This is a genomic window from Polaromonas aquatica (genome assembly GCF_050626995.1).
Taxonomy (GTDB): domain Bacteria; phylum Pseudomonadota; class Gammaproteobacteria; order Burkholderiales; family Burkholderiaceae_C; genus Polaromonas; species Polaromonas aquatica_A.
Genome location: NZ_CP192467.1, coordinates 3,945,802 through 3,962,997, shown reverse-complemented (window position 1 = coordinate 3,962,997; position 17,196 = coordinate 3,945,802). Strand labels below are relative to the sequence as shown.

The window sequence follows — 17,196 nt, the reverse complement described above, 5'->3', positions numbered from 1 at the left end:
GGCTTTCGCGTAGTACGTCAATCAGAAAAAACCGGGATGCGGGCATTCATGGAAGGCCGGTAATGCCAGCTTGCCGGTGCAGGTAACCGCATGCCTGACTCCAGCAGGGCCCTGACGGCTGCGGCAGCCACGTTGCAGGCCAACGCTTGCCCCGGGCACTGGTGGGCGCCGCGGCCGAAGCCAGGCACATGGCGGTCCGCGCGATCCAGAACAAAGCGCTCAGGCTGAGGATTGCACAAAGGGTCTCGGCCAGCCGCCGCCAAGACCACGAGGACCACATCACCAGCCTGCAGCGAAACGCCGGCCACCTCTGTCGCCTCCGCCACAAAACGGCGTGTGTTGTGAATGGACGGGTCATGGCGGCTGATTTCGTTGACCATCTGTAGGAAACGTTCCTGATCGTGGCCCACCGTTTCGGCCAGGCCCGCTTGTGTGGCCAGTGCCACCAGGCTGTTCCCGACCAGCCCGGCCGTGGCCTCACAGGTCTGCGACAGCAAGCCGACCAGGTTGGCGAGCAGTGCCGCGACGTCATGCCAGCCCGCCTCGTGCGCTTCCTGCTGGATGCGGGCGACGGCGCTGCCCGGGCTTGCGTCCGCCTGCACCAGCGCCGAGAACCTTGCCAGCAAAGCCGCTGCAGCATCACCGGCCGCAGCCAGTTGCTCTGGCGTGCTGAGCGGCGACAGGCACGCCACAAAGTCGCGCGTCCAGCCTGCAACGCGCGGCAATTCGGCTTCCGCAAAACCCAGGGCATCAGCGACCGCCATCACCGGCACATCAAAAACCCATTGCGACAATGCCGCTCCGCGCAAGGCCTCATCGCCCATGGCCTTCGCCGCAATCAATCTGGTGCGCGCACCCACGCGGTCCAGGTCCAGCGCGGCCAGAAATCGCTGCAAGGCCAGTTTGGGTGCGTCGTGCCGGATGCCGTCGTTCATGCGAACCAATTGGCCGAACACCTCACCGGCCGCCGACCCCACGATGGCCTGCGGCACGGGCTCAGCCGCCGGCCGCACACGGCATGCCGGATTGCCCAGCACGGCATTGACCGCGGCCGCGCTGGCCGCGACCCAGAGCTTGCGTGGCGCGTCAAACACCAGCGGCGGGCCAGCCACCAGCGCAGCGTAGTAAGGGTAAGGATTGGGGTGGCTGGGCGCCGCAAGGATGTGTTCGGGATGCATGGGCGTCATTTTTGCCCAGGTGGCCCGCGGGATGCTTCGTTGCCGGCCGAAGTATCAAAACCGTGTTTCTTAACTAGGGAAACGGCCTGAAGCCCTTATTTAACGGGCACAAGCAACTATTAAATTGATAGCAACAGAGCTTCAGGCTTCACTGCAGCCGTCTGGCCGGCAGCACCTGCCCCCGGCACTCGCCAAAACCAATGCGCCGAAAACCCTCACGCGCACAACTTGCACGCAGGATGATGGCGTCCCCGTCCTGGAGGAAAGTCCGGGTCTCGCCGTTCGCCAAGGTCAGCGCGTTTTTCCCGCCCATACTCAGTTCCAGCAACGACCCAGCCTGCTCAGGCCGGGGGCCCGACAGCGTGCCTGAACCCAGCAGGTCGCCGGGCTGCAGGTTGCAGCCGTTGACGCTGTGGTGCGAGAGCAGCTGCGCCACCGTCCAGTAGGCATCACGAAAGTTCGACTGCGAAAGGCGCGCGGGGCCCTGGCCTGCCTCGCGCATGGCCTGGGTCTCAATCCAAACCTCCAGCGCCACGTCCACGCCGCCCTGGCGGCGGTTGCCCTCCGAGTCCAGGTAGGGCAAGGGCTGCGGGTCGGCGTCGGGCCGTACGAAAGGCACACGAAACGGCGCCAGCGCCTCCATCGTGACGATCCACGGCGAGATGGTGCTGGCAAAGTTTTTGGACAGGAAGGGGCCGAGCGGCTGGTATTCCCAGGCCTGCACATCACGCGCTGACCAGTCGTTGAGCAACACCATGCCGAAGGCGTGTGCTTCTGCCTGGCCCATGCCAATGGGTTCGCCCAGCGCATTGCCCTGCCCTACCAGCACGCCGAGCTCCAACTCGTAGTCGAGCCGGTGACTAGGCCGCAAGACCGGCACCTCTTCGTTGGGCCCTCTGGTCTGGCCCAGCGGGCGGTGAAAGACCTGGCCGCTCACGCCGATCGACGATGCCCGGCCGTGATAGCCAATCGGCACCCACTTGTAGTTGGGCAGCAGCGGCGCGTCGGGACGAAACAGCTTGCCGACGGTGGTGGCGTGGTGGATGCCGGTGTAGAAGTCGGTGTAGTCGCCGATGCGGCAAGGCAGGTGCAGGGTGACTGAATCCTGCGGGGACAAAAAGCGCTCCCACGCGGCCTGCTGTGCACTGCCCTCTACCAGGCCTTGCGACAGGGCCGCGCGCAGCGCACTCAGTACCTGCGGGCTTTGCGCCATCAGCTCATTCATGTCGGCGGTATCGACGAGCCCGGCCGCACGTACATCCAGCACCTGGCTGCCAATGGCAACGCCTATCTTGCGCGCGCCTTGCGGTCCCTGGCTGTAGGTGCCAAACGGCAGGTTCTGGACCGGAAAGTCGCTGCCAGCCTCGTTGGCGGACGCGACCCAGCTGCGCAGCTGCGGGTCGTGAGTGGCGTTGAGTAATTCGTTCATGCGTATCAGCCCTTGAATTGGTCTTTGAGCCCGGCCCAGCAAGTGTTGTAGCCGACATCCAGCGCCCCGTCCTCCAGCGCGTAGGCCGTGGGAATGAAGCGGTAGCGGCTTTCGAACATGAAGGCCAGCGTGTTGTCCAGCTTGTGCGGCGTCAACGGGGCGTTGCTGGCTTTCTCAAACGCCTCGGTATCAGGGCCGTGCGGCACCATGCAGTTGTGAAGCGACGCGCCGCCGGGCTTGAAGCCCTCGGGCTTGGCGTCGTACTGGCCGTAGACCAGGCCCATGAATTCGCTCATCAGGTTGCGGTGATACCAGGGCGGGCGAAAGGTGTTTTCCGCCACCAGCCAGCGCGGCGGAAAGATCACGAAGTCACAGTTGGCCGTGCCCGGCGTGTCAGACGGCGACGTGAGCACGGTGAAGATGGACGGGTCCGGATGGTCGTAGCTGATGGAGCCAATCGTCATGAAATGGGCGGTGTCGTATTTATAGGGCACGAGGTTGCCGTGCCATGCGACCACGTTGAAAGGACTGGCGGCTTGCGTGGCGGACCACAGGCGTCCGCCAAATTTCTTGACGATTTCAAAGCCACCGTCCGGCGCCGAGGCGCTGTCGAAAGCTGCCGTGGGCGCCAGGAAGTCGCGCGCGTTCGCCAGGCCGTTGGAGCCGATGGGGCCCAGCTCCGGCAGGCGAAAGTGCGCGCCGTAGTTTTCGCAGAGGTAGCCGCGTGATGCACCATCAGACAAAGCCACACTGAAAGCCATGCCGCGTGGCACTACCGCTATTTCACCGGGCTTGACATCCAGAACGCCCAGCTCGGTCGTCAGCACCAGCCGGCCCTGCTGCGGCACCAGCAGCATTTCGCCGTCGGCATTGACCAGCGCACGTTGCTGCATGGAACGGTTGGCAACATACACGTGGGCAGCCATGCCCGTCTGTATTTCGGCGTCGCCGTTGGCCGCCACGGTGCGGATGCCGTCAACAAAATCCAGCGGCTCCGCTGGGATGGCAAAGGGGTTCCAGCGCAGCGGGTCGGGCGGCGTGATGCTGCCGCCGGCGGCGCCCGTCGTCCACTGCGGCTGGGCATAAAGCTTGTAGCCACCGGCCACAACGGATGGCTGGCGCCGGTACATCCAGGTGCGGCGGTTTTCGGCGCGCGGCGCGGTAAAGGCGGTGCCTGAAATCAGCTCGGTGTAAAGATCATGCGGTGCACGCTGCGGGCTGTTGCGGCCTTCAGGCAGCGCGCCGGCGACTGCCTCGCTCGCAAATTCGTTGCCGAAGCCGGACTGGTAGCGCAAGGCAGCGCTCGTTGGTGTCGAGAGTGTTGTCATTGGATGGCTTCCCACGTTCTGATGTGATTCATTCGTCGAGATTTTCAGTTTCGCCGTTGCCGGATCTGGCTTTTTCGATCAGCCGGTCGAACAGGTCGCTGAGCTGCGCGCGCTCGGCCGTGCTCAGCACACCAAAAATATCCTGATTGCGCTGCCCCACCACCTGCATGGCACGCTGCCACGCCTTTTTGCCTTTGGGGGTAAGTGTCAACACCACGCCACGCCCATCGGTTGGGCTGGCGGCCTTGATGACCAGGCCCTGGTCGACCAGCGACTGCGCCGCGCGGCTGGCCTGGCCCTTGTTCAGGTTGGCTTTTTGCGCGAGGTCGTTCACCGACAACGGCGCAAAAGTGCCCACGGCCGTCAGGCAGCGGCCATCGCTCATCGACAGCCCTGCATCAACCGCATAGGCACGCTGGCTTTCAATGTCCGTCAGCTTGTGCAGCAGGTGCAGGCGATAAGTCAGGGTTCTTTCGAGTTTGATCATGGGTCACCGGTCTCGATTTATGGTTGCGCTCGCAACTATAAATCAATCCGGTTGCGCCCGCAACCATTTATGGGCAATCGGACAGACGCCGACAGAGACTGTCAGGGCGCCGCATCCGGGGCCGAAAGCCCGGCTGGCTCCCGAACACCCCTTAGTTGCGCACCACCGTCATCTGGCCGCGCACTTCGCCTGCCGGATAGGCAGCCGTGTGAATGTTGGCGTACCAGCGGCCCGCCATCAGGTCAGCGGCCTGCGCGGCCGTCAGCGTCGCGCTCCCGTCCATGGGGCTGCGCATGGGACTGGCCCAACCCAAAGCCACACCGGCGTTGGCGCCAATGGCAGCCGGGCCGTGAAAGTGCCCCGCCGTGGCGGGACCGGTGAGCCGGGTGTAATTGACCTTCCAGCGAAGCAGGTTGGTGCTCGTATCGAATACGGCATCGACCGAACCGCTGCCCGGACTGCCATTGGCGGGCACCTCATTGGCGCCGCGCAGCTGTGTGGTGAAGGCAACGAGGCTGGACTGCTTTTCCATCACACCGCAGCCCGTCGCGGCTGCAGCCATGGCAACCATGCCGGCAAGGGAAATTCGGGTGACGCTGCGGCGTGAAAACATGGAAAGCATTGGGTCAGTTCCTTGAAAAGTTGCAGCCGATTGTGCGTGGAGCGCCTCGCCCAGGCCCGTAGGACAAACCCCATGCGAACAGTCGGTTCCGGACGACGCCAGCACCCCAACGGAAGCCGACACGCACGCATGGGGGTGAACCGGAAACTGCACTGAGAACCCTGCCTGCCCTCGCAGGCCAGCCTGCAACATCGCAAGGAAGACATCCACCATGGCATCCCGCGTTTTATGGAAAGGCGCCATCAGTTTCGGCCTGGTCCACATCCCTGTGGCGCTGCATTCGGCCACCTCGGAAAGCGGCATCGACTTCGACTGGCTGGACAAGCGCAGCATGGACCCGGTAGGCTACAAGCGCATCAACAAGCGCACCGGCAGAGAGATCACCAAGGAGAACATCGTCAAGGGCGTGGAGTACGAAGACGGCCAGTACGTGGTGCTGACGGAAGACGAGATCAAGTCAGCCTACCCCAAGACCACGCAGACCATCGAGATCGAAAGTTTTGTTCCCAATACCGATATTCCGTTCGTGTACCTGGAGCGTCCTTACTATGTCGCCCCCATCAACAAGGGCCAGAAGGTCTATGCCCTGTTGCGCGACACCCTGCTCAAAACCCAGCGCGTGGGCGTTGCCCGCGTGATCATCCAGACCAAACAGCACCTGGCGGTTCTGGTGCCCTCGGGTCCGGTACTTGTGTTGAACCTGCTGCGCTGGGGCACCGACATACGGCCGCTGGAAGAGTTGAACCTGCCGCCGGTGGGGGCCAAGGCTGCCGGCCTTAGCGAGAAAGAGCTCGCCATGGCCAAACAGCTGGTGGACGACATGACCGGCAAGTGGGATCCGAAGCAGTTCAGCGACTCCTTCAAGGACGACATCATGGCCCTGGTCGAGCGCAAGGCCAAGGAAGGCAAACTGGAAAGCGTGGAGCAGCCAGAGGAGAGCGAGGAAACCGAAAGCCGCTCCGGTGCCAAGATCATCGATTTGACGGAGTTGCTGCAGCGCAGTTTGCGCAAAGGCGGCGGCGACGCCGCCAAAGCCAAGGCAACCCCCAAACCCAAGGCTTCAGCCAAAACGCCCGCGCGCAGGAAAACCGCGGCCAAGTCAGCGTCGCACGCGTCTGCACGGCGGCGCGCGGCTTGAACTCCGGCGCCGCAAGCCGACAATATGGGCGCCCGCGACCTGCTGGAAACCTACCGCGCCAAGCGTGACTTCGCGCGCACACCGGAGCCCGCGCGCGGCGGAGCCCGTTCGGACAAAGCCCTCACCTTCGTCATCCAGAAGCACGACGCGAGCCGCCTGCACTACGACTTCCGGCTGGAGCTGCAAGGCACGCTCAAAAGCTGGGCTGTTCCCAAAGGGCCCAGCCTGGACCCAAGCGTCAAGCGCATGGGCGTGCATGTGGAAGACCATCCCATTTCCTACGCCGGGTTCGAAGGCAGCATCCCGGCCAAACAGTACGGCGCGGGCGATGTCATCGTCTGGGACCGCGGCCTGTGGACGCCGATCGGCGACCCCGTAAAGGGCCTTAAAAGCGGCAAGCTCAAATTTGAACTGCATGGCGAAAAGCTCAAGGGCGGCTGGACCCTGGTGCGCATGCACGGCCGCGGCGACGACAAACAGGAGCCCTGGCTGCTGATCAAGGAACACGACGAGTTTGCGCGGCCCGAGAAGGAATTCGACATACTCAAGGCCCAGCCCAACAGCGTGCTCTCGGGAAAACCGCTTCCGCGCGACGCGACAGCCGCCGCGCCCACCAGGAAAACGGCGGCACGCAAAGCCCAGGCAAAGCCGCGTGCAAGGCGGGCCGACGAAGGCATACCCGAAGGCGCCGTCAAGGCGAAGCTGCCTGAAACGCTCGCGCCGCAACTGGCCACGCTGGTTACTCGCCCACCAGCCGACCCTGAAGGCTGGGTCTATGAAATCAAGTACGACGGGTACCGGATACTCGCGCGCATCGACGGCCCGTCGGTTCGCCTTTTCACACGCAAGGGCAACGACTGGACCGACAAGCTGTCAAGACTGGCCAAAGCTGTGTCTGCGCTGGAGTTGCCCTCAGGCTGGATCGACGGCGAGATCGTGGTGATGAACGACCGCGGCATCCCGGACTTCGGCGCATTACAAAACGCATTCGATCGCGCCAGCACTGCCAGCATCCTCTACTACGTGTTCGACCTGCCCTTCTTCGACGGGCTGGACCTGCGGCAGTTGCCGCTGGCCCAGCGCCGCGAGGTCCTGTGCACGCTGGTCACCCGTCATCCGCAGGACTCCATCCGTTTCAGCGATGCGTTTGAAGAGTCGCCCCAGAACCTGCTCGAATCCGCCCGCCGCGTCGGGCTGGAGGGAGTGATCGGCAAGCGCGTGGACTCTGCCTATGTGTCTCGACGCTCGCCGGACTGGATCAAGCTCAAGACCCAGTTGCGCCAGGAGTTCGTGATTGGGGGCTATACCGCACCCAAAGGCTCGCGCATCGGCCTGGGCGCATTGATGCTGGGCGTGCACGATGAAGAAGGCTCGCTTCAATACGCCGGGAACGTCGGCACCGGCTTCAATGACGAGGTGCTGGACAGCCTGAAAACCCGGCTGGAAAAACTTCACGCTGATCGCAGCCCGTTCGCAAAGCTGCCCGCCGGCGTCAAAGGGCAATGGGTCAAGCCCCGGCTGCTGGCCGAGGTGGCCTTCGGGGAATGGACGCATGGCGGGCATATCCGCCACTCCGTGTTCCAGGGACTGCGCACCGACAAACCCGCCACCGGCATCCTTCGTGAAAAACCGGCCGCACTTGCAGGCGGCAAGAAAGGCACTACCGTGAACCCTGCCAAAAAAACCGCTTCCGAAAAACCCACCGCGAAGGGCAGCCTGAAACAAGCCGGGAAGGCACCTGTCAAACCCGTTCCCGCAACGCTGAAATCCTTGCGCCTCACCCACGCCGACCGGGTAATAGATGACAGCACGGGCTTCACCAAACAAAACGTGATGGAGCACTACGCAAGCGTCGCCGAACTCATGCTGCCGCATCTCAAAGCCAGGCCGACCTCGCTGGTACGCGCGCCTACCGGCATTGGCGGCGAGCTGTTCTTCCAGAAACACGCGGAAGCCGGCTCCATTCCCGGCATCAAATTGCTCGACCCTTCGCTGGACCGGGACCATGAGCCGCTGCTGGAAATACCTTCCGCCGCCGCCCTGCTTGCGGCCACGCAGGTCAACGTGATCGAGCTGCATACCTGGAACGCCACAACGCGCTCTATCCACAAGCCTGACCGCATGACGTTTGACCTGGACCCAGGCGAAGGCGTGAGCTGGCCGCAAATGCAGGAGGCCACCCAGCTGGTACGCGCCTTTCTGGACGAGCTCGGGCTGGTCAGCTTTCTGAAAACCAGCGGTGGCAAAGGACTCCATGTCGTGGTGCCCCTCAAGCGTCAATACGACTTTGACACGGTGAAGGATTTCTCGCATGCGGTGGTAATGCACCTGGCCGCGGTAATTCCCCAGCGTTTTGTGGCCAAGAGCGGCCCCAGGAACCGGGTTGGCAAAATTTTCCCGGATTACCTTCGTAACGGCTTCGGTGCCACCACTGTGTCGGCCTGGTCGCTGCGTGCCCGGCCCGGCATGGGTGTCTCGGTTCCGGTCGCCTGGGACGAACTGGAATCGCTCATGGGCGGTGCGCATTGGACGGCGCAAACCCTGGGCGCCCGCCTGGAGATTGGCAATAAGCCATGGAGCGCTTATGAGGCCTCCCGCAACAGCCTGGGCGGCGCCATGAAGCGCCTCGGCTTCAAAGCGCCGCGTGCAAGGTCGGGTTGACCCAAAACGGGCGTGCTGTCGTCCGGCTCCTACACATCCAGAGCTCCTGGCCCGACATGGCAAGCACGGGGTGCGCCGCTACATTGAAGTTGTAGCGACAAATGCAGGCAGCAGCACAGGCAACAGACACGCAGTTTTTGCCGCTCACTTCGCATTCTTTATCCACTACCTCAAGGAGAACAGCATGGCTTCCAACCAGAACGATTCAAGACAGAAGAACCAAAGCGGAAATCAGAATCAGAATCAAAGCCGGGACCAGGAGAAAAATCCTCAGGCCCAAGGCAACCAGCAACAGCAGGGCCAGCGCGGCCAGAACCAGCCTGGCCAGCAAGACCGCCAGAACGTCAACAAGGCAAGTGACGCCCAACTGAACCAGGGCGGGGCCGGGCAAAACCAGCATGGCAGTGCCCGCGGCAACCAGAGTCGACAGGAAGGCGGCCAAAGTGGTTCGCGCAACCAGTCAGAGCGCGATGAAAACATGGAACCCAGCGAAACCGGCTCCCGGCAGCAAGGCCGCAGCAATAGCTAAGGACGCCGGGACAGCATGAACGACACAAGCGAAGGCCGTTGCCTTCGCTTTTTTTTCGTCTCTGGATCGCCCAACAGAAACCCTGACACATGAGCCACCCCAAACTGCCAGACCAGATGGACATCACGCAGTACCTCCAGACCGAAGGACGCCGTATCGCAGCGGAACTCGGACGCAGGCTTCCCCGCAACGCGGCCAACCAGCAGCAATGCGCCGCACCGGATACCCAGCAGCCACCCCGCAGCCTGAGTGAAACCCTGCAGCGCATGGGCATCACGCCTTCCCCTACCCGCCGCCTGTAGGTGGCCGCCGCGACTTGGCCTCCGGGCACTGGCCTCGCCAGAGCCCGCGTCCTATCATTCAGGTTGCGAGATAACCATGCGCCTGGAGACATCATGAAATCTCTCTTGCTTCCCATATTGACGGCTTTGGCTGCTTTTCTCCTGTCGGGATGCCCCGACAACAAAGCCCCCAAAGCGCCACCCAAAGTACCGGAACCCAAAGCTGCAATGCATATCGTCCCGGACGCACCTCTGCCCGGTTATAAAACGCGGGCATGACGCACTTTTCGCGTAAGGCACATACGGTGCTTGTCATACTCGCAGGCATTGGCCTGGCGGGATGCGCCATCCGTGCGGGTGATCCTCCTGCACATCGTGTCAGTGTGGAAGGCCGTACCTTCCTCATCAGCCAGTTGACCGCGGGTACCTGGACAGCGACTGCAACAGGCGCTGCAGGCGATGTCACCGGTTCGGCCTCAAGGCGCACAGCACTTCTTCAGGCCATCGAGCAGCGCTCCGGTTGCAAGGTCACCGATTCAGACTATTCCCGCGAGGGAAAACAATTGGATGCGCAAGTCGATTGTGCGAGCCGCCTAAAAAATTAGCGGTAAAAAAAGGGGCAGCTCACGCCGCCCCCTGGTTTGCCGAACCTCGAGTGCCGGCAAAAACTGATAGAAACTCCTGTGTCACCCGCCCGATCAATTGGCCTTCAGGGTGTCTCGAAGCGCCTTGATCTGGTCGTGATTTCGCTGGGCGCCCTGGGCCTGGCGTTCCACCACTGCCCGGATGGCGGAAGGCAGATTGGCTTTCAGGGCCTTCCGGTAGCGCGCTACCGCCGCGTCTTCACCGCGTTCGCATTCATTCAGCACAGCCTGGTCGCTGTAGCCGCTGAGCGTGGCACGCACAGAGACCCAGCCGCGATGCAGCGCCCCGCTGACGGAGCCGCCGTCGTCGGGTTTACCGCCCAACTGGCGTATCAGTGTTTGCAGCTCCAGCCCGCCGGCGCGGCATTCGTCCGCGTGGCGCAGCATGATGGTCTTGAGGTCCTGCGCCTTGGCATGTTCGGCACATTCGCGGAACCCGTATTCACCGTCGCGGCAGGATTCCAGCAAATCGTTCAACACTTCAATGACATCTTCATCGTCATCAACCGAGGCGGCCGCCACTGTTTTGGCTGCGGCGTCGCTGCCACCGGCTCCCGTCCCTGTGACATAACCACCGCGCTCGTACCTGCCCGCACGGTCCCATGCCGCGCGGGTGGCAACCCTGGCTTGTGGCCAGCTCAAGGTTGAGCGTTCCTTGCTTGTATTCCACTGCGACTGTAGATCGCTTTCTCTTTCCTCGAACGTTCCGGCAGTCCGGTTTCGGCTGAGGAAACCCAGGCGGTACGCAGGTGCGTAGTCGTCAAACGACCGGCTGTTTTCATAGTAAGGTTCGCGCGTGTAGTTCTCGCGCCACCAGGCTTCCTCAGCAGTGGGATCCAGCGCTTCGGCTGCCTCTTTGCCGCCCATGCCACCAGCCACGGCACCCGCTATGCCGCCTACGACAGCGCCCGCCGGGCCGGCAACCGCTCCAGCGGCCGCGCCCCCGGCTATACCGCCCGCCGCAGCGCCAATACCGGTGCCTACAGGATGGGAGCCAGGCTCCTTGCTGATAGGGTCAAGATTCTGATCGTGCTGTTCCTTTGCCATGGTTGCTCCTTGTCTCTTGCAGAGTTAAAAACTGCCCGGATATCTCATGTGACAACGTGATGGATAACGCGTGATTTCCGGACACGTGAATTGATAGTGCAGCCCGCAGGAACAGCGCACGGTCAGGCAAGCACAGTCACTTTTGTAGGAGAAAGCCGCGCTGGTTCGAGCAGGCGCTTGATCAGAAAATTCATAAGATTTTCGGCCTCTATCCCCTTCAGATAATGCGCGAGACGCTATAAAAAAAGGAGCAACAAAGACGTCATGACTGAAGCCAAAAAGCAGTAGCCGTGCCGGTAGCATCACGGCAGGAAACCTTTAGCCATCGAGCTCCGGATAACGGCGAAAGATACCGTCTTCGTTGAAAGGAATGCGCCGCTCGCTCGCCAGGTAGGCTGCCACGCGCCGATGCCGCGCCACGCTGTCGCGCAGGGCTGTCACATGCGGTGTGTTCTTCAACACGCGACGGGTGGCCTTGGGAAACGCATACAGCAGCCCCTCCACCAGCTGGAACAGGGAAAGGTCTGCATAGCTCAACCGGTTACCGACCAGATGCACGCCGCTGCGCGGGTTGCGCTCCAGCACGGTCTCAAACCATCCCAGGAATTTCTTCACACGCGCCGTCCTGAACTCTTTTGCGCGGCGCAATGCTTCTTTTTTCTGGTCTTCGTAATACAGGCCCGTTCCCACCGGGTGATGCGTCTCGTGAGCTTCGGCCACCACGTCGGCGATCGTCAACTGCAACTGGTGCGTCCACAGGCGCCGGGTTTCGCTTTTATCGACCAGGCCCAGGCGAGGGCCCAGGTAGAGAAGGATGGCTGATGACTGGCCAACAATGGTTTTTCCGTCTACCAAAAATGGCGGCGCGAAAGGTGGCTGCAGCACGTCCGCACTGTCCATGAAATGCATCATGGCAGGAATACCCCGGCCTTCATCCTCGCGGCCACGTGCTATGTCGACGTAGTCAGCACCTGCCGCCTCTAGCGCGAGCCGGACGAATTCGCCGCGCCCCTGGATGGTGGGCCAATAGTGAAGTTCATAGGGCATGGGAATTCCTTAAAAAAGATGTGAAGTGATTTGGCGCGGGCGGGAAACACCCGCCGATGTCTGCGCATTGCTGGCGTCACCCCAAGGATTTGAACGCTTTTATTTGGACGCTTTTTGTTCCCGATCCACGACGGGTTTCACGGCATGGCGATGCTTGGTTTGTCCTACACCGGGTTGGCAGAGGTCTGACAAAAACAGCGCCGTCGCGGCCGCTAAATAGAAAGCCTGTGTTCCGGTTTCCTGAGGGACCAGGAAGAAAAAACGGGGCCGGCCGGCGAGCCAAATGTAAAACAACGCCCGCTGTATCAGCCCTTTCCATGCACCTTTACCTTTATTTCAAGGAGTTCGATATGCGTTCACGTGACTATGAAGACCAGAGCCGGCGGGATTGGCGCAGCAGCGACGACCAGCAGCAGCAAGGTGGCTATGGCGGCCGCGAGTACGGCTCCGAGCGGAGCGGACGCGGCGGTCAGCAGGATCAGTTCAACCCGTCGGGCTCGCAGTATGGAAGCTATGGCGGCGGCATGAGCAGTGGCTATGGCGGTGGATACGGCGCTGACAACGCTTCGGCTTATGGGCGCGGCGCAGGCGGTGCGGACTACCAGGGCGCCCAGGGCGGCGGCCAGGGCTATGGTGGTGGCGGCCAGACCTTTGGCGGCAACCGCGGCGGGTTTACCGGCGGCCAGGGCTATGGCCAGCGTGAGCAAGGCGGCCATGGTGGATACGGCGGTTACGGCGGTGGTGGACAGAACTACGGCAGCCAGAGCTATGGCCAAGGGGGTTACGGCGGCTACGGAGGCGGTTATGGCTATGGCAGCCAGAGCGATTTTGGGGGTGGCCAGGGCTATGGCAACCAGGGCTATGGCAACCAGGGCTATGGCAACCAGGGCTATGGCAACCAGGGTTATGGCGGTCATGGTTCCAGTTCAGGCGGCCAGTATGGCTATGACCAGGGACGTAGCGGCTGGCAACCCGGCTCATACGGTGGTGGGCAGCAGGGTCAGTGGGGCGGCGGCGGCCAGGCTGGACAGTATGGCGCCCAGGGCGGCACCCATGGCGGCCATTGGGACCCCGACTATCACCAGTGGCGCAGCGAACAGCTGCGCAACCTCGACCGGGACTATGACGATTGGCGCAAGGAGCGTTACGGCAAGTTCTCGGACGAGTTCAACAGCTGGCGCAGCAAACGCTCTTCCCAGGGCGGGGGCGGATCCGGCTCGGGAAGCGGTTACGGCTCTTCCGGCGCCTCGGGCTCTTCCGGGATGGGTTCTTCCTACGGCAGTCTGGACAGCAATTCGCGCAACCAGAATTCCGAATCTTTCGGGTCCGGCTCGCAGGTGGGGGGCTCGGGCAGCAGCGGCTCTTCAGGCCTTTCCGGCAGCTCCGGTGCAGGTTCCAGCGGCCAGGGCAGTTCGGGAAGCACAAGTGGTTCTTCTACCAGCGGTTCATCTTCGTCCAAGCAGCAGAAATAATCGCCAGCCGAAAGGAGGCCCGACAACAAAAAAGGGCGCCGCAAGGCGCCCTTTTTGTTGGCTGCGACAGACGGCAGCTCAACCTGCCTGGGCAATCTGCCGCAGGGCCTGTTCGAAGACTTCGGCGGGCTGCCCACCGGAGATCAGATGACGGTCATTGATGATCACCGCTGGCACTGAATGAATTCCCTGCGTCAGGTAGAACTGTTCGCGCTCCCGCACCTCAGCGGCGTATTCGCTGGAGGCCAGCACCTCCCTCGCGCGGGCTTCGTCCAGGCCTGCCTCTGCAGCCGCTTTGGCCAGCACTTCGTGCGATGCCGGGCTCTGGCCGTCCGTGAAATAGCGTTTGAACAGTAACTCTTTCAGCGCCTTTTGCTTATCCGTACCTTCCAGTTCCGCCCAATGCAGCAGGCGGTGCGCATCAAAGGTGTTGTAGATACGGCTGCGCCCGCCGCCGGGCTCGTCGGCCATGCTGAACTTGAAACCCAGCTGCGCGCCGCGCGCACGGATGTTCTCGCGGTTGGCCTGGGCTTGCGCTGGCGTGATGCCGTACTTTTCGGTGATGTGTTCAGTAATTTCCTGGCCTTCGGGCGCCATCCTGGGGTTGAGCTCAAAGGGCTGGAAATGCAGCTCAGCCTTGATGTCGCCCTGCACCCGCTCCAGCGCCTGGTCCAGCGACTTCAGGCCTATGACACACCACGGACAGGAAACGTCGGACACAAAATCGATCTTGAGGGTGGTCGTCATGGGTCGTCTTTTCTTTCTGCTTTTTACTTTTTACTTTGACAGTTCGGGCCAGGCGCGATGTTTTGCGACGTGGCGAACCTGATTTTCGTGCCAAGCCCTTAGCCCGGTCCGGCATGTGGGGATTCTCCTGAAGCCAGATCCCGGGGGCCGGTCACAGGAGTGTCATCTTTGTTTCACACAATGGCCCAGCCGTAACACGATCCCGTCACCGGTATCCCCACTGTCACAAGAAAGCGAAAGCCGACGATGTCCACGAACAAAGACCTTGCCAATTCCAGCGCCTCCTACGTCGACCCCGACGACCTGAACAACAACACCTCGAACAATCCGTCTTTCGAAGCCGTCCTGGACGCCCGCCTGAGCCGCCGCTCCATCCTGATGGGCACGGTGGGCACTGCCACCACCGCTGTTTTTGGGAGCCTGGCCGCTTCGGCCGCAGGCTTGGGCCAAGAAGCCGTTGCCGCTCCGCGCGAGAAACTGCTGGGCTTCAAGGAAGTGGCCAAGAGCCTGGCGGATGCCGTCATCGTGCCGGCAGGCTACACCGCTAGCGTGCTGTACGCGCTGGGCGACCCGCTCACCGCTTCGACGCCCGCCTACAAGAACGACGGCACCGATGGCGACTTCGAAAACCGCGCCGGCGACCACCATGACGGCATGGAATGGTTCGGCCTGGACAACAACGGCCGCCCTTCGACCAGCGCCAACAGCCGCGGCCTGCTGGCCATCAACTTTGAAGCCACCACGGACGAAAAGCTTTCGTCCTTCTTCCTGCACGCCGACGGCGGCACCAGCACGCTGCCGCGCCCGGCCGGCGAAGTCGACAAAGAGCTCGCCATTCACGGCGTGGGCGTGGTGGAAGTGCGCCGCAAAGGTGCCAAATGGGAGTACCTCAAGGACTCCGCATTCAACATGCGCTTGACGTCACTGTCGGAGATCGAGATTTCCGGACCGGCGCGGGGCAATCCGCTGATGGTCACCAAATTCTCGCCCAACGGCACCAAGACACGCGGCACCCTGAACAATTGCGGTACCGGCAAAACGCCTTGGGGTACTTTTTTGACCGGTGAAGAAAACTGGGCCGGCTACTTCACGCGCCCCAAGGGCGACGACGCTGCCCGTGAAGGCAACAAGAGCGTGACCGCCCTGCTCCGCTACGGCCGCGCAGAAGGCGCCAGCACGCGCCATGGCTGGGAAAGCGCCGGCAAGGAAGACAAGTTCGCCCGCTGGATCAATGCCAAGACGGGGACATCCGCCGACGGCAGCGACGACTACCGCAATGAAATGAATGGCATGGGCTACATCGTCGAGATCGATGCCTACGACAAGACCAAGGCCGCCAGGAAACGCACAGGCCTCGGACGTTTTGCCCATGAGAGCGCAGCCTTCGGCAAAGTGGTGCCCGGCCAGCCGCTGGCTGTTTACCAGGGTGACGACTCGCGCAATGAGTACATCTATAAATGGGTCTCGGCAGCCAGCTGGGACGCGGCTGACGCCACCCCGGCCAACCGCCTTGCCGCCGGCGACAAGTACCTAGACAGCGGCAAGCTCTATGCGGCAAAGTTCAATGCCGACGGCACCGGCCAATGGCTGGAACTTTCGCAGGCCAACTCCGCGATTTCCGGCTATGCCAAGTACGCTTTTGCCGACCAGGCCGACATCGCGGTAAACACCCGCCTGGCCGGCGATGCCGTAGGCGCAACCAAGATGGACCGCCCGGAATGGTGCTCGGTCAACCCGGCCAACGGCGAGATCTATTACGCGCTGACCAACAACAGCAACCGCCGCGTCGAACCCAGCGGTTCGTCGCAACTGGCCCCCGACAGCGCCAACCCGCGCGCGTACTCCGACGTCAAAGGCACATCCACGGTCCAGCAGGGCAATCCGCACGGCCACATCCTGCGCATGAAAGAAGGCACTGGCGGCTCGGCGGCCCTGAGCTTCACCTGGGACGTGTACCTGTTCGGCGCGGAAGCCAGCGCGGCGCCCGGCATGGTGAACCTCTCCGGCCTCACGGCAGAGCAGGATTTTTCCAGCCCGGACGGCCTGGCTTTCAGCCCCAGCACGGGCATTTGCTGGATCCAGACAGACGACGGCGCCTACACCGATGTGACCAACTGCATGATGCTGGCCGGGCTGCCCGGCCAGGTGGGCGACGGCCGCAAGGTCAGCCTCAGCTACCCTCGCGCCTCGGGCGGGCCGCTGACGGTGGACACCTATGTGGGCAAAGCGCCCGGCACCAACCAGCTCAAGCGCTTCCTGGTCGGCCCGGTGGCCTGCGAGCTGACAGGCCTGGCCGAAACGCCGGACGGCAAAACGCTGTTCGTCAACATCCAGCACCCGGGTGAGAACACCAGCCAGGCCCATGTGAACGACCCAGCCCGCTATACCAGCCAATGGCCGGCCAACGTGGGCTATGGCGCTGGCAAGCGTCCGCGCTCTGCCACCATCGTGATCACCAAGAACGACGGCGGACGCATCGGCAGCTAAAACTCGTCCGGCCAGCCGCAAGACGGAAAGCAGTTTCAAACTGCTTTCCGTTTTTTTTATGGGCGCTGGAGTGAAATAGCCCACCCGATGGCATGGCGT

Annotated in this window: 15 protein-coding genes; 7 read left to right on the top strand and 8 right to left on the bottom strand. The window is 62.5% G+C overall.

What is annotated here, in order from left to right:
• Positions 1 to 17: 17 nt before the first annotated feature.
• From ACQ4MS_RS18930 to ACQ4MS_RS18910, 5 genes are all read right to left on the bottom strand, one after another.
• Positions 18 to 1,178, bottom strand: a complete 1,161-nt coding sequence (locus ACQ4MS_RS18930; protein WP_431096187.1) for a cytochrome P450 — start codon at positions 1,176 to 1,178, stop codon at positions 18 to 20.
• Positions 1,179 to 1,326: 148 nt separating this feature from the next.
• Complete coding sequence (fahA, locus tag ACQ4MS_RS18925; protein ID WP_431096186.1) at positions 1,327 to 2,607, bottom strand: fumarylacetoacetase; 1,281 nt, start codon at positions 2,605 to 2,607, stop codon at positions 1,327 to 1,329.
• Positions 2,608 to 2,612: 5 nt separating this feature from the next.
• Positions 2,613 to 3,935: a homogentisate 1,2-dioxygenase gene (hmgA, locus tag ACQ4MS_RS18920; protein ID WP_431096184.1), complete on the bottom strand. Its 1,323-nt coding sequence runs from the start codon at positions 3,933 to 3,935 to the stop codon at positions 2,613 to 2,615.
• 28 nt (positions 3,936 to 3,963) lie between these two features.
• Positions 3,964 to 4,422, bottom strand: a complete 459-nt coding sequence (locus ACQ4MS_RS18915) for a MarR family winged helix-turn-helix transcriptional regulator (RefSeq protein ID WP_431096182.1) — start codon at positions 4,420 to 4,422, stop codon at positions 3,964 to 3,966.
• Between the two features lie 151 nt (positions 4,423 to 4,573).
• On the bottom strand, positions 4,574 to 5,035 hold the full coding sequence (locus tag ACQ4MS_RS18910) for a CHRD domain-containing protein (protein ID WP_431099625.1): 462 nt from the start codon (positions 5,033 to 5,035) through the stop codon (positions 4,574 to 4,576).
• A 220-nt stretch (positions 5,036 to 5,255) separates the two neighbouring features.
• Between ACQ4MS_RS18910 and ACQ4MS_RS18905 the strand changes: the two genes are divergently transcribed.
• The 5 genes from ACQ4MS_RS18905 (at position 5,256) to ACQ4MS_RS18885 (ending at position 10,258) form a co-directional block, all read left to right on the top strand.
• Positions 5,256 to 6,182, top strand: a complete 927-nt coding sequence (locus ACQ4MS_RS18905; RefSeq protein ID WP_431096181.1) for a Ku protein — start codon at positions 5,256 to 5,258, stop codon at positions 6,180 to 6,182.
• A 24-nt stretch (positions 6,183 to 6,206) separates the two neighbouring features.
• Positions 6,207 to 8,843 (top strand): DNA ligase D, encoded by a 2,637-nt coding sequence (gene ligD / locus ACQ4MS_RS18900; protein WP_431096180.1) that lies wholly within the window; start codon positions 6,207 to 6,209, stop codon positions 8,841 to 8,843.
• A 184-nt stretch (positions 8,844 to 9,027) separates the two neighbouring features.
• Entirely contained in the window at positions 9,028 to 9,372 is a 345-nt protein-coding gene (locus tag ACQ4MS_RS18895) for a hypothetical protein (protein WP_431096178.1), read from the top strand.
• An 89-nt stretch (positions 9,373 to 9,461) separates the two neighbouring features.
• Entirely contained in the window at positions 9,462 to 9,674 is a 213-nt protein-coding gene (locus ACQ4MS_RS18890) for a hypothetical protein (protein ID WP_431096177.1), read from the top strand.
• A gap of 254 nt (positions 9,675 to 9,928) precedes the next feature.
• Positions 9,929 to 10,258 (top strand): hypothetical protein, encoded by a 330-nt coding sequence (locus ACQ4MS_RS18885; protein WP_431096175.1) that lies wholly within the window; start codon positions 9,929 to 9,931, stop codon positions 10,256 to 10,258.
• Positions 10,259 to 10,351: 93 nt separating this feature from the next.
• Here the strand turns inward: ACQ4MS_RS18885 and ACQ4MS_RS18880 are convergent, their stop codons facing one another.
• Positions 10,352 to 11,344, bottom strand: coding sequence for a ferritin-like domain-containing protein (locus ACQ4MS_RS18880; protein ID WP_431096174.1), 993 nt, complete (start codon positions 11,342 to 11,344; stop codon positions 10,352 to 10,354).
• A gap of 318 nt (positions 11,345 to 11,662) precedes the next feature.
• Complete coding sequence (locus tag ACQ4MS_RS18875) at positions 11,663 to 12,391, bottom strand: glutathione S-transferase (RefSeq protein ID WP_431096173.1); 729 nt, start codon at positions 12,389 to 12,391, stop codon at positions 11,663 to 11,665.
• Positions 12,392 to 12,741: 350 nt separating this feature from the next.
• Between ACQ4MS_RS18875 and ACQ4MS_RS18870 the strand changes: the two genes are divergently transcribed.
• Positions 12,742 to 13,863: a hypothetical protein gene (locus ACQ4MS_RS18870; RefSeq protein ID WP_431096172.1), complete on the top strand. Its 1,122-nt coding sequence runs from the start codon at positions 12,742 to 12,744 to the stop codon at positions 13,861 to 13,863.
• Between the two features lie 78 nt (positions 13,864 to 13,941).
• Here the strand turns inward: ACQ4MS_RS18870 and ACQ4MS_RS18865 are convergent, their stop codons facing one another.
• Positions 13,942 to 14,610, bottom strand: coding sequence for a DsbA family oxidoreductase (locus ACQ4MS_RS18865; RefSeq protein WP_431096170.1), 669 nt, complete (start codon positions 14,608 to 14,610; stop codon positions 13,942 to 13,944).
• A gap of 246 nt (positions 14,611 to 14,856) precedes the next feature.
• On the opposite strand from ACQ4MS_RS18865, the gene ACQ4MS_RS18860 reads away from it, so the two are divergent.
• Positions 14,857 to 17,097: a PhoX family protein gene (locus ACQ4MS_RS18860; protein ID WP_431096169.1), complete on the top strand. Its 2,241-nt coding sequence runs from the start codon at positions 14,857 to 14,859 to the stop codon at positions 17,095 to 17,097.
• Positions 17,098 to 17,196 lie beyond the last annotated feature (99 nt).